Origin of the sequence: Thermotomaculum hydrothermale (assembly GCF_016592575.1) — a bacterium.
In the GTDB taxonomy this organism is placed as follows: domain Bacteria; phylum Acidobacteriota; class Holophagae; order Thermotomaculales; family Thermotomaculaceae; genus Thermotomaculum; species Thermotomaculum hydrothermale.
Genome location: NZ_AP017470.1, coordinates 1,509,744 through 1,521,936, shown reverse-complemented (window position 1 = coordinate 1,521,936; position 12,193 = coordinate 1,509,744). Strand labels below are relative to the sequence as shown.

The 12,193-nt window shown below is 34.2% G+C and carries 11 protein-coding genes; 1 reads left to right on the top strand and 10 read right to left on the bottom strand.

Annotated elements, in window-relative coordinates:
• Window positions 1-15 precede the first annotated feature (15 nt).
• The 10 genes from TTHT_RS07010 to TTHT_RS06965 all read right to left on the bottom strand — a co-directional run bounded on the left by TTHT_RS07010 (window position 16) and on the right by TTHT_RS06965 (window position 9,995).
• Window positions 16-1,434 carry a response regulator gene (locus TTHT_RS07010; protein WP_201327261.1) on the bottom strand — a complete coding sequence of 473 codons (1,419 nt, stop codon included), beginning with the start codon at window positions 1,432-1,434 and terminating at the stop codon, window positions 16-18.
• The gene (locus tag TTHT_RS07005) at window positions 1,431-2,828 is read right to left on the bottom strand and encodes a sigma-54-dependent transcriptional regulator (protein WP_201327260.1); all 1,398 of its coding nucleotides are present in this window, start codon (window positions 2,826-2,828) and stop codon (window positions 1,431-1,433) included. The genes TTHT_RS07010 and TTHT_RS07005 overlap by 4 nt, the downstream gene beginning before the upstream one ends.
• Before the next feature lie 61 nt (window positions 2,829-2,889).
• Complete coding sequence (locus TTHT_RS07000) at window positions 2,890-4,347, bottom strand: PAS domain S-box protein (protein ID WP_201327259.1); 1,458 nt, start codon at window positions 4,345-4,347, stop codon at window positions 2,890-2,892.
• Window positions 4,340-4,927: a 16S rRNA (guanine(527)-N(7))-methyltransferase RsmG gene (rsmG, locus tag TTHT_RS06995; protein WP_201327258.1), complete on the bottom strand. Its 588-nt coding sequence runs from the start codon at window positions 4,925-4,927 to the stop codon at window positions 4,340-4,342. The genes TTHT_RS07000 and rsmG overlap by 8 nt, the downstream gene beginning before the upstream one ends.
• Window positions 4,920-5,915, bottom strand: a complete 996-nt coding sequence (locus tag TTHT_RS06990) for a D-alanine--D-alanine ligase family protein (protein WP_201327257.1) — start codon at window positions 5,913-5,915, stop codon at window positions 4,920-4,922. Before TTHT_RS06990 ends, rsmG begins: the two co-directional genes overlap by 8 nt.
• A complete protein-coding gene (locus TTHT_RS06985) occupies window positions 5,912-6,445 on the bottom strand; it encodes an FHA domain-containing protein (RefSeq protein WP_201327256.1) in 534 nt (177 codons plus the stop codon). Before TTHT_RS06985 ends, TTHT_RS06990 begins: the two co-directional genes overlap by 4 nt.
• Window positions 6,442-6,843 (bottom strand): cytidine deaminase, encoded by a 402-nt coding sequence (gene cdd / locus TTHT_RS06980; RefSeq protein ID WP_201327255.1) that lies wholly within the window; start codon window positions 6,841-6,843, stop codon window positions 6,442-6,444. The genes TTHT_RS06985 and cdd overlap by 4 nt, the downstream gene beginning before the upstream one ends.
• A complete protein-coding gene (locus tag TTHT_RS06975) occupies window positions 6,840-7,649 on the bottom strand; it encodes a purine-nucleoside phosphorylase (protein ID WP_201327254.1) in 810 nt (269 codons plus the stop codon). Before TTHT_RS06975 ends, cdd begins: the two co-directional genes overlap by 4 nt.
• A gap of 14 nt (window positions 7,650-7,663) precedes the next feature.
• Window positions 7,664-8,869 (bottom strand): NupC/NupG family nucleoside CNT transporter, encoded by a 1,206-nt coding sequence (locus tag TTHT_RS06970; protein ID WP_201327253.1) that lies wholly within the window; start codon window positions 8,867-8,869, stop codon window positions 7,664-7,666.
• Complete coding sequence (locus tag TTHT_RS06965; RefSeq protein WP_201327094.1) at window positions 8,862-9,995, bottom strand: IS256 family transposase; 1,134 nt, start codon at window positions 9,993-9,995, stop codon at window positions 8,862-8,864. Before TTHT_RS06965 ends, TTHT_RS06970 begins: the two co-directional genes overlap by 8 nt.
• A gap of 287 nt (window positions 9,996-10,282) precedes the next feature.
• Between TTHT_RS06965 and TTHT_RS06960 the strand changes: the two genes are divergently transcribed.
• Window positions 10,283-12,178 carry a 30S ribosomal protein S1 gene (locus TTHT_RS06960; RefSeq protein WP_201327252.1) on the top strand — a complete coding sequence of 632 codons (1,896 nt, stop codon included), beginning with the start codon at window positions 10,283-10,285 and terminating at the stop codon, window positions 12,176-12,178.
• The last annotated feature ends 15 nt before the right edge of the window (window positions 12,179-12,193 follow it).

The window sequence follows — 12,193 nt, the reverse complement described above, 5'->3', positions numbered from 1 at the left end:
TTCTCCGTTTTATATTTATTCAGAAGTTATCTGTCTTATTTTTTCTATCTTTTCTTCAAGCTTTCTTATTCTTTCTTCAGATTCGCTTAATTTCTGTTTTAATAACTCATTTTCTTTTGCTTTGTTTTCAACTTCCATCTGAATTGTTTTTGTTTCTTCTTTTAAATCAAAAACTGTTTCTTCAAGTGCAGATTTTGCCTCCCTTGCAATGTTCAAATCTCTTTGCAGATTTGAAATCAGGGTGTTTTGTTCTACTATCTGGTTTTCAGTGTTAGTTTTAAACTCTCTAAGCTCGTTTAATTCCTGTTCCATTGAGTTTAGTTTTTGATTGAGGGTTTTTGTATCTTCTTTTAGTTTGGCGGACTCTTCCTGCAAGGTTAATATAAATTTGTTCTTTTCTTCAAGCTCGTTTGTAGCCTCATTTAATTGGTTAAAGAGACTTTCTTTCTCTGTTTGCAATGCGCTTATCAAGTTTTCCTGTTCATGCAGTTTTTCTTCAAAGTCTGCTTTCAAACTTGTTATACTCATCAAATGTTCTCTATTTTCTTTTTCTAAAAAGCCCTTTTCTTTTTGAGTTGCAATTAGTTGAACATTCAATTCCTTTAATTCTTCTTTTTTCTGGTTAAGTTCAGCTTCCATTTTGTCAATTTGCTTTTTAAGTTCATCAACTTCACCTTTTAGTTTCTGGTTTTCTTTTTCAAGTTCACTTTCGCTTTCTTTCTCAAGATTTCTCATTTTCTCTTTTAATTGTGTTATTTCCTCTTTTAGTTTCTCATTTTCTTCTTTAAGGATTTTTTCCCCTTCGGTTCCCCCCTGTAATTCCTCAATTTGTTGTTTTAGAGTCATATTTTCTTCAACAAGTTCTTCTATTTGTTTTTGGAGTACAGAAGTATCTGAATTATCAACACTTTCTTTTGGTGGAGTAGGTTTAGGTTCTTCTTCAATAAGTCCGACAAAGGTTTCATCAAGCAGTTTATCGATGTTTTCTTCGTCAAAATCGTCAACTTTTATGTGGGTTTCTTCTTTTTGATTATTTTGCTTATTTAGTTTAGGTTCAAGAATTATGTCAGGATGAAAGTTTTTAATTGTATTTTTAAGGGTTGCTATTGAGATTGGTTTTTGCAGGTATTCATCTGCCCTAACTTTAAGTTTTTTGTGCTGTTCAAAGTCCTGTTGTGTCTTTTCAGAAGAGGTTATTATTATAGGAATGTTTTTTAATTTTGAATCTTTTTTAATCTGGTTGCAGTAGATAAATCCATTTTTGTCCGGGAGTTCAAGGTTTAGAATAATTAAATCAAAATCTTCTTCTTTAAGTTTACCCATGAGGCTTTGTCCGTTTTCCAGAAAGATTACTTCGCAGATATCTGTGTTAATAACCTTTTCAACATCCTTCCAGAACTTTTTGTCAGGGTCTACTACAATTACTTTTTTCATCCTTCTTCTCCGTATTCTTTTAATTTTCTATGAAGGGTTCTAAGTCCTATTCCAAGTGCCTTAGCAGTATGTGTTTTGTTGCCTTTAAACTTTCTCAATGTTTTTAATATAACCCTTTTTTCAATTTCTTCAAGAGGTTCTCCTAATTTAATTATAACCGAATCTTCTAAATCAGGTATATGTTGTTGTTTGATTTCTGTTTTGTATGTTGATTTTTCGATAATTTCTTCAGGTAGATGCTGAGGTTCAATAATATCTCCATTTGAAAAAATAATAAGGCTTTCAATTAAATTTTGCAATTCTCTAACATTTCCAGGCCATGGGTAGTGTTCAAGGATTTTTAGTGCATCAGGAGATATTGATACCCCCTCTTTATTGTGTGTTTCTCCAAATTTTTTTATAAAGTGGTTTACAAGAAGGGGAATATCTCCCTTTCTTTCCCTTAGTGGGGGGATTTTAAGGTGAACAACCTTCAGTCTGAAGTATAAATCTTCCCTGAATTTTCCGCTTTTGACAAGTTCTTCAAGGTTCTGGTTTGTTGCGGCGATTATCCTTGTTTTAACCTTTATCAGTTTATTTCCGCCTACCCTCATAAACTCTTTCTGCTCTATAATCCTTAATAGTTTAGCCTGCAAATCAAGGCTCATCTCCCCTATTTCGTCAAGAAACAGAGTGCCGTTTGAGGCTAATTCAAATTTACCCATTTTCTGGGAAACTGCTCCTGTGAAGGCCCCTTTTTCATGTCCGAATAATTCGCTTTCAAGTATTTCGCCGGGTATTGCTGCACAGTTTATAGGAAGGAATAGGTTGTTTTTTCTCGGTGAATTCTGGTGTATTGCATTTGCTATCAACTCTTTTCCCGTTCCGCTTTCCCCTGTGATTAACACTGTAACATCTGTAGGAGCTACTGTGAGGATTTTTTCAAAAAGGCGCTTCATTTCAGGAGATTTGCCGATGATGTTTGAAAATGAATAGAATTTGTCAATCCTCTGTTTAAGGTTGTCAACCTCTCTTTTTAATCTTTTGTTGTTTATTATCTTTTCAACCCTTTTTCTAAGTTCAAACATATCAATAGGTTTTGCAAGGTAGTCATCGGCTCCTAACTTCATTGCCTCAACAGCTGATTCAATGCTGCCAAAAGCAGTAACCAGTATTATGCTTATGTCAAATTGTAATTTTGTTACCTCACCGATTAATTCAAGCCCGTTCATTCCAGGCATTCTGAAATCTGTAATAACAAGGTCTATGTATGAGGCATTTGTTTTAATGTAATCAAGTGCTTTTATGCTGTCTTCAAATGAAATGACATTGTAATTTTTCTTTTTTAAAGCCTTTTCCATTGCAAGCCTGGAAGTGGCTTCGTCTTCAACTATAACAATTTGTTTCCCATCCATATATTAACTCCAATTTCTCTTATAAATAAATTATGACAGATATTTTAAAAATCTTCATTGTCTATTTTATAGGAAGATAAATTATAAACTCACTCCCCTTTCCTTCTTCTGTTATAACTTTGATATATCCACCCTGTTTTTTTATATTGAAATTGCATATTGCAAGGCTTAACCCAGTCTTTTTTTCACTTGTTCTATCTTTTGTAGTAAAGTATGGGGTGAACAGTAGTGGCAGGTGCTCTTTTTTTATTCCTTTTCCGTAATCTTTTATTGAAATTTTTATATAAGAGTTTTTTTTCAGAGGAGTGGAAAGGATTTCTTCTTTTGGTGCTTCTTTTACTGAAATTTCAACAACTCCTTTTTCCTCTTGCGCCTCTATTGCATTTTTAATAATTGATTTTAGAGTAAAGTATATTTTTTCTCTGTCTAAAGAAATTGTAAACTCATTTTCAAACTCTGTTTTAAATTCTACTAATGGGAATTTTTTTTCGAATTCAAAAATAATATTTTCTATTAATTTGTTGATGTTTACCAGCGAAGCGACAGGCACAGAAGCAACCGTTTCAAAGAAATCTTTTATTAAATTGCCAATCTCTTCTATGGTTTTTTCGACATAATCAATTCTTTCTTTTGCCTTTTCTAAATCTTTATCAATTAGCATTTTTGCAGTTTGTAATTTCATTGATGCAATAGCAAGAAGATTGTTAAAGTCATGAGTAAAACCCATAAGGAACACACTTAGTTGTTCTATGTCTTCTTTGTATATTGTTTCAACACTTTTTTTCTCTTTAAAGGTTATGTCGTTAAACATGATAACATGGCCAAACACTTTATTGTGTTTAATAATGTTGGTTATAAACAATTCGGAGATTATAGATTTTTTCTCAAATTGAAAAATGATTTTGTCAATTTTTAAAGGTTTTTTTGTGTTTTTCACAAAGTCATAAATATTAATTCTCTTGTTAGTGTGAATATCTTTAATTTCGAAAATTTTTTCAAAATATTTGTTTAAAGCCTGTTTCCTTTTAATATTAAAAATTTTTGAAGCAGTTTCATTAATAAAAACTATTTTATGCTCGTAATCTGTAACAATAACACCTAAAGGGATAAAATGGGATATATTTTTTGTTGTTTCGTCTATTAAATTTTCTCTTTCCGTTACTTCATGTTTTATGCCAACGAAATACTCTATTTCTTTGTTTTCGTTCAAAACTGGAGAAATTGTTGCATTTTCGTAATAAATTGTCCCGTCCTTTTTTTTGTTTATAAATGTTCCCTGCCAGGTTTTCCCTTTTGTTATAGTGCCCCACATTTTTTTATAAAAACTTTCAGGCAGAACTCCCGATTTTAAAAAACGGGGATTTTTGTTTAATACTTCTTTCCTTGTATAGCCTGTTACCTCTGTGAAGTATTTATTTACATACAAAATTTTACCCTCTATATCTGTTATCATTATTATTACTTTCGAGTTTTCTACTATGCTTTTTAATATTGATATGTTGGAGATTATCTTATCCATGTAGCTCCCTTCTGGCTATATACCTTACTTTATTTTCCCCCGGTAAGATATACTCAGCATATAAATCCACACCTACCGGTTTTGTTGAGTGGAAGGAATACAGTTTTTTTATACCTTTTTCTTTGCAATATGTTTCAATTTTCTTATCAATTTTTACTGCTCTGGTTATCATTGTCTGGGGTACAGTATAGTCTATCTCTTCAAAAAGAGAGTTTTCAACTTCTATATTTTTAAGGTTTAACTCTCTCTTTACCCTTTTTAAAAAAGCGCATTTTTTTGTTACTTTTTCCACTAATAGGAATTTAGTTTCTTTAAGTATTATAGCAAGTGGTATAGCAGGAAAACCTCCACCACTTCCAAGGTCAATTACGCTCTTTTCATTGTCAAAGCCCACAATTAGAGGCATTAAAGAATCTAAAATATGTCTTTCAACAATCTCCTTTAAATCTTTTGCAGCTGTTATATTCACTTTTTTGTTCCAGTAATTAACAAGGTTTGTGTATCTATTTAGATTGTCTTTTTGGTCATTATTTAATACTATGTTTTTTGATTCCAGCCAGTCTATGTAGTTGTCAATCATTTTCTAAAGCTAATTCAATGAGTTTTGTGGTGAGTTTTTTAAAAGTAAATCCGCAAAGAGCCATAAGTTTGGGATACATTGAGATTTCGGTAAAGCCGGGAATTGTGTTTATTTCATTTAAAAATACTTTGTTTTCATTTTCATCATATAGGAAATCTATTCTCGCCATACCTTTACCTTTTACAACTTTAAACGCTTTTTCTGCATATGACTTTATTTTTATTTCAACTTCTTTGGGAATTTTTGCAGGAATAGAGAATTTTGTTTTTGTTTCAACATATTTGTCTTCATATGTGTAAAATTCATCACCAGGTATTAAAGCCCCTGGAGGAGAAATTATAAGGTTGTGGTTCCCTAAAACTGCTACTTCCAGTTCTTTTGTTACACTTATCCCCTCTTCCACAATTACTTCACTATCGTACTGAAAGGCAAGCTCTACAGCATCCTTAAATTTTTCAGCATGCTTTACCTTTGTTATTCCTATACTTGATCCACCTCTGCATGGCTTAACGAATAATGGGAAATTTAATTTTTCAAGTGCATCTTTTAAGCCTTGCTCCTTTTCTTTTTTTGTCAAGTAGATGTATTCTGGTTGAGGTATTTGGGCTATTTTAAATAGGTCTCTGGAAATTCCCTTGTGCATGGCGATTGCCGAGGCTTCAACTCCGCAACCTACATAGGGCACTCCCAGAAAATCAAGCATCCCCTGGATTGTTCCGTCTTCTCCATAAGGCCCGTGAAGAACCGGGAAAATTACATCAAATAATTTGAATATTCCACAGTCAACCTGTTTGACCTTTGATTTGTCTCCATTTTCTAAAAATTCAAAAGCACCTTCTCCAGAGAAAAAATCTCCATTTTTTGTAATGGCAATGAGGGATACATCGAACTTTTCTCTGTCAATGTTTTTGTAAACAGCCTTTGCAGACAGAATTGATATTGGATGTTCAGGGCTTTTTCCGCCAAAGACAATTGCAGTTTTTATCATACTTCTTCAGGGGAATTTTTAGGGGTGATTATTAACATTAGGGTGGTGTCTCCAATGGTGAACTCATCTCTATTCCCAATCTCTACTTCTGTTATCTTCAAATTATCAAAATATGTTCCATTTGTTGAATTTAAATCTCTGAGTAAGACTTTGTCAGGTAATATTACAATTTCACAGTGAATTCGTGAAATTTCCGGGTCAGGTATGTTTATATCTGCCTTTGCTCTACCTATTGAAACAACTGGTTTTGTTATAGGCAGTATTTTCCCTGCAAGGGGTCCTTCAAGCACAGCGAGAGAGTACTTATTCTCTTTAAAAGATTTATTTTTTAAAGCCTTTTGAATCTCTTTCAGTTTTTTGTTGCTTGTTGACACCTTTGTTGAGTCATCAACCTGCTTTTTTGTTACAGGGTTTGTTATTTCAAAAATTGTTCCGCAATGGGGGCACTTAACCTTTTTTTTAGGTTTTCCCTCAAATTTTGATTCGTCAAATTTATACTTCTTCAAACACTCAGGACATTGAATAATCATTGTTTTCCCTTTAAATTCTCCCCACTAAAAGATTGGGGCAGCAATTCACTTAATTTATATGATGTAAAATTTTCCTCTTTATTAAATAAAATTATCTCCATATCAGGATTAAACTCTGCTAAAACCTGTCTACATGCTCCACAAGGAGGGGTAAAATCTTCAGTAGGGGCATATAGAAAAAGCCTTACGGGATTTTTAAATCCGTTAACAACAAAGTTAAACATTGCTATTCTTTCTGCGCATACTGTGAGGCCGAAAGAAGCATTCTCAACGTTAATTCCTGTAGCATATTCCCCGTTATTGTCTTCTACAAGCGCAGCTACAGGAAAATTTGAATACGGACAGTATGCTTTTTTTATTATGTTTTTAAGAATTTGTAACGCTTCAATCTTTCTCATAACTCCACCGTTTCTAAGAATTTCATTATTAACTTACCAAAATGATACTTTACTTTTTCAGTGGTTTCAAGCACTTCCTCATGAGATAGAGGGTTTTCTGAAACTCCAGCGGCTAAGTTTGTTATGCAGGATACCCCTAAAACTTTCAGGTTTGCATGCCTCGCTGCAATAACTTCAGGCACGGTTGACATCCCCACCGCGTCTGCTCCTAATGCTTGAAGCATCTTTATTTCAGCAGGTGTTTCATAGCTTGGCCCAGTTAATGCAGCATAAACACCGCTTTGAAGCTCTATCCCCAACTGGTCTCCTATTTCAAATAAAAGTTTTCTTAAATTAGGGCTGTATGCATCAGTCATATCAGGAAATCTTGGTCCAAATTCACTGTGATTTTTTCCTATAAGAGGGTTTGTTCCCATTAAATTTAAGTGGTCTTTAATAACCATCAAATCTCCTGGTTTAAATTCAGAGTTTATTCCGCCTGCTGCATTTGTAACTAGGTATAGTTTTGCTCCTAAAAGCTTTGCTATCCTCGGGAAAATAACAACTTCCTTCATAGAGTAACCTTCATAAAAGTGAAACCTTCCCTGAAAGAACAATACATTTTTATTCCCTATTTGAGCTAAAACCATTTTGCCGCTGTGCCCTTCAACTGTTGGTTTGGGGAATCCTTTTATTTCTCCATATTCAATTGTTTTTCCCTTAACTTCATCGGCAAGAAAGCCCAACCCGGAGCCTAAAACCACTGCAATATCAATATTGTCAATTCCCTTTTCTTTAATTTGTGTGGACAGGTTTATGTAATCCATATTTTCCTCCCTATTTAAATTAAAATCCCGGCAATACATGCCGTAATCCACGAGGCCAACGCCCCACCAATCATAGCCTTTAACCCTATTTTTGCAAGGTCTTTTTTTCTTTCAGGGGCAAGCCCGCCTATGCCCCCTATTTGAATTGCTATTGATGAAAAGTTTGCAAACCCGCATAACGCATAGGTTGCAAGTACCACGCTTCTATGACTAAGTGCTTTGGCCTGTATCATTTTCCCTAATTCAAGGTAGGCAACAAACTCGTTTATTGAAACTTTGGTGCCTAACAGGTATCCGAATTTAGCGCAGTCTTCCACAGGAACTCCCATTGCAATGGCAAAGGGATAAAATATATACCCTAAAACTGTTTTTAAAGATAATCCGAAAACCCCTAACATTGCGTCTGCAAGAGCTATTAATGCTATAAAAGCAATAAGCATTGCAGCAATATTTAAAGCAAGCCTCATACCTGTTGTTGCCCCCTCACTTGCTGCTTCAATGATGTTTGAGGTTGTGATAGGGATATCTACCTGTTTTAAATCAAGGGTTTTTGGTTCCTCTGTTTCAGGGTAGATTATTTTTGCTATAACAACGGCAGCAGGTGCTGACATTATACTTGCTGCTACAAGGTGACCTGCACTTACTCCAAAACTGACATAAGCTACTAAAACTGATCCTGCTATTGTGGCAAATCCTCCAACCATTAAGGTTGCAAGCTCAGATATTGTCATGTCTTTTACATAAGGTGCTATAACAAGGGGTGCTTCAGTTTGGCCTATAAAAGAATTTGCAGCAACTGCCATGCTTTCAGCCCCTGAAATTTTCATTGTTTTTTGCATTACCCATGCCATTCCCTTTACAACTTTTTGCATAATTTTCAGGTGATAAAGAATAGACATAATTGAGGAGAAAAAGATTACTGTGGGCAGAACCTGAAAGGCAAAAATAAAACCGATACTTTTATCCTTCTGGTTAGCAAGTTTGCCAAACACAAATGATGCCCCTTTAATTGAAAACTCCATAAGTTTAGAAACATAAATCTCAATATGTTGAAATATTTCCCTCCCTGTTGTTGTTTTAAGAATTAAAAGGGCAAAGACAAATTGAAGTAATATTCCCCCTACAACAGGTTTTATTTTTATTTCTTTCTTGTTTTCGGATAAAAGAAAGGCAATAAAAAGCATAAAAAAAGGTAATGTCAAGTTAATTGTGTCAGGCATGGGAAGCCTCCCGGGAAAGAGAAGAAAAAAAGCGATTAAAAGAAGAAGAATACCTTAAACTCCTTGATTGATACTTCTCATTCTTGTCTGTGAAGAAAATGTAAAGAAACTTCTCTGCACTTTGTTCATTTTGAAAAAATCCTCGTATTCGTATGTAATCTTTTAACTCTTTAAAACACCTTTCCATCCAGTTTGTTGTTCTGAAGTAACTTCTTATCTCATCAGGGGCAAGGAGAAAGAATGTATAGTTATCAACTTTTGCCTTAATGTTTTTTAAAAACCTGTATATCTTTTTCCATTTTTCAATAAATGCAAGAAGTTTGGTTTTCCCTTCTTCCCTGCTTTCGCATTTCATTATCTCGTCTAATTCTTCTTTTATTTTCTCAAAATGATGTTTTCTTACTCTGTTTTTTATGTTTCTTTTCAGGTGAAACCAACAAAGTTGGTGCATAGTCTCAGGAAATTCTTCTTTTATCGCTTCAGATAAACCTGTTAAATCATCACTTATAATCAGTTTTACTCCTTTTAAGCCTCTTTCTTTTAAATCCCTGAATATTTCCTGCCAGAGGGATGCTTTTTCGTTTCCTCCAGGAAGAAAGTATCCTAAAATTTCTCTTTTACCGTCTTCAGACAGGCCCAATACTGCATATACTGCCTCTTTTGCCACACTGTCTCTTTTTAATGAAATGTATGTTGCGTCTATGTATAGCACGGGGTATGTTTTTGTTAATCTGCTGTTTTTCCATTTTTCAATTACTTCTTCAGATATTTCACTTATCCTGCTTACATATTGAGCGGATATGTTAGCCCCTATGAGATTTTTAATTACCCCTGCTGTCTTTCTTGTGGATACTCCTGCTATAAACATTGCCTCCACAATATCTTCAAGAAAAAACATTACCCTTTTTCTCTGGGGAAGCCATTTAACCTTAAACTGACTGTCTCTTGTTCTTGGAATTTGCAATTCAATCTCTCCTAAAAAGCTTTTAGGCGTTCGCTTATAATAACCGTTTGCCCTTGTTTGGCCTCTTGCTTCTTTTAAGTATCTTTCCCTCTCTTCCAACAACATTTCCTGCAACATTTTCTTGAAAAATTCTTTAAATTGAGTGAAAATTAAATCACTCATTGGTGGTACCTCCTTTCGGGAATTTTTCTTCTGAGGTTATTTTAACCTCTCCTTCCCGAAAGGAGTTTTTTTTCTCCCTGACACAATTAATGTTACACTGCCTAAAAAAAATACCCAAAAAAGATATTAACCTATACAAAATTAACTCCTTAAATAAAATCTATTCATCAAATATTATATTAAATAGTTATTTGACTTGCAATAAATATAAGGTATTGCTATAATATTCCATCAGCCTGGAAGCATTGTGCTTTCCGGTATTTTTATTCAGGTTTAGGGGGAATATTATGGTTAATGAACAGGAAAAAAAATTAGAAGAAACAAAAGAAATTAAGGAGGTCACCGAAAAGATTCAGGAGGAATCCTCTGAAAAAGTAGAGCCTGCTAAAGAAGAGGCTAAAGCTAATGAAGAAAAAGAGGAAAAAGAATCTTTTGAAAAACTTCTTGAAGAGCATGACGCTTCACCTAATTCAGTTTCAAGGGGACAGATTGTTGTGGGCAGGGTAATTTCATTGAATGATGATAGTGTATATGTAGATGTAGGACACAAGGTAGAAGGGGTTGTAAATGTAAACGATTTTATTGATACAGGCAACGAGCTTCCTAAAGAGGGAGATGAAATAGAAGTTGTTGTAGATAAAATTACAGATAAAGAAGTAAGACTATCTTTCAAAAAAGCTTTTGCAAGAAAGTTTGAAGAGAAGATTAGAGAGGCTTATAGAAATAAGACTCCAATCAAAGGTAAGATTACTGAGATTGTAAATAAAGGTTTTAATGTTGATTTAGGTGGAAAAATTGCTTTCTTGCCTCAATCAAGGGTTGATGTGAGAAGACTTAGAAAAGAAGACTCTGAATATGTAGGAAAGGAATTTGATTTTCTTGTAATAAAATACACTCCAAAGAGTTGTGTTGTTTCAAGGATAGAGCTTGTACAGGATGAGTTAAATAAAAAGAAAGAAAAACTCCTTTCCTCAATAAAAGAGGGGGACCTGGTTCAGGGTAGGGTTAAAAATATTACTGATTACGGGGTTTTTATTGACCTTGACGGTGTTGATGGGTTACTTCATATCTCTGATATTTCGTGGGGTAAGGTATCTCATCCCTCAGATTTCTTTCAGGTAGGTGATGAGGTTGAGGTGGTTATTCTTTCAATTGACAGGGAAAATGAAAAGATTTCACTCGGGTATAAACAGAAGATGGAAGACCCATGGAAAAATATAGAAGAAAAATATCCTCAGGGGACAAAGATTAAGGGTAAGGTTGTTAATATTAAAAATTACGGTGCATTTGTTGAGGTTGAACCTGGTGTTGAAGGTCTTATTCACATAAATGATATCTCCTGGACAAAGAAGATTTCAAATGCCCAGAATTACTTTAAATTAGGTGATGAGGTTGAAGCGGTTGTTCTTGAAGTCGATGGAGAAAGAAAAAGGCTTGCTTTGGGGTTGAAGCAGATTAAGGACAATCCATGGGATGTTATTGAAGAGAAGTTTAAAGTGGGAGATGTTTTTGAGGGAGAAGTTAAAAATGTAACCGATTTTGGTGCATTTGTTGAAGTTTACGATGGAGTTGATGGACTTATCCATGTTAGCGATATGAGCTGGTCAAAGAGGGTTAAAAACCCTGAAGAGATTGTTAAACCTGGGGAAAAGGTTAAAGTTAAAATCCTCAATATAGACAGGGAAAATCAAAAGATTGCATTGGGAATTAAGCAGTTGACAGAAGACCCATGGAAGAAGTTTTTCTCAAAGTATCAGATGGGTGATGTGGTTGAAGGGAAGATTGTTAAACTTGAGGATTACGGCGCATTTGTTGAGTTAGACGAAGATATTGAAGGACTTGTCCATGTTTCTGAGATTTCAAAGGAAAGGATTGACAAGCCTTCTGATGTTCTTAATATTGGTGATGTTAAAGAGATGAAGATAGTTAAGGTTGATGCTATTGAGAAAAAGATAGGTCTTTCTATTAGACAGGTAATAATTGACAGAGAAAGAAAAGAGATGGAAAAGAAAAAGGCTGAAGAAAAAGCCAAGGCTAAACCTAAAGAAGCTAAAAAAGATAAGCCTAAAAAAGAGAAAAAGGAAGTAAAAACTGAGGAAGTTTCAAAGGGCGGCGGAGTTACATTAGGTGACTTGATGAAAGACTTTATCAAGAAAGATAAAGAAGAACAAAAAGAGGAATAATTTTTGTTTTTGAGA

Bases quoted from the DNA above. Each gene is read 5' to 3' on its own strand.
- TTHT_RS07010 (WP_201327261.1), bottom strand. From the start codon at position 1,434: ATGAAAAAAGTAATTGTAGTAGACCCTGACAAAAAGTTCTGGAAGGAT.
- TTHT_RS07005 (WP_201327260.1), bottom strand. From the start codon at position 2,828: ATGGATGGGAAACAAATTGTTATAGTTGAAGACGAAGCCACTTCCAGG.
- TTHT_RS07000 (WP_201327259.1), bottom strand. From the start codon at position 4,347: ATGGATAAGATAATCTCCAACATATCAATATTAAAAAGCATAGTAGAA.
- rsmG (WP_201327258.1), bottom strand. From the start codon at position 4,927: ATGATTGACAACTACATAGACTGGCTGGAATCAAAAAACATAGTATTA.
- TTHT_RS06990 (WP_201327257.1), bottom strand. From the start codon at position 5,915: ATGATAAAAACTGCAATTGTCTTTGGCGGAAAAAGCCCTGAACATCCA.
- TTHT_RS06985 (WP_201327256.1), bottom strand. From the start codon at position 6,445: ATGATTATTCAATGTCCTGAGTGTTTGAAGAAGTATAAATTTGACGAA.
- cdd (WP_201327255.1), bottom strand. From the start codon at position 6,843: ATGAGAAAGATTGAAGCGTTACAAATTCTTAAAAACATAATAAAAAAA.
- TTHT_RS06975 (WP_201327254.1), bottom strand. From the start codon at position 7,649: ATGGATTACATAAACCTGTCCACACAAATTAAAGAAAAGGGAATTGAC.
- TTHT_RS06970 (WP_201327253.1), bottom strand. From the start codon at position 8,869: ATGCCTGACACAATTAACTTGACATTACCTTTTTTTATGCTTTTTATT.
- TTHT_RS06965 (WP_201327094.1), bottom strand. From the start codon at position 9,995: ATGAGTGATTTAATTTTCACTCAATTTAAAGAATTTTTCAAGAAAATG.
- TTHT_RS06960 (WP_201327252.1), top strand. From the start codon at position 10,283: ATGGTTAATGAACAGGAAAAAAAATTAGAAGAAACAAAAGAAATTAAG.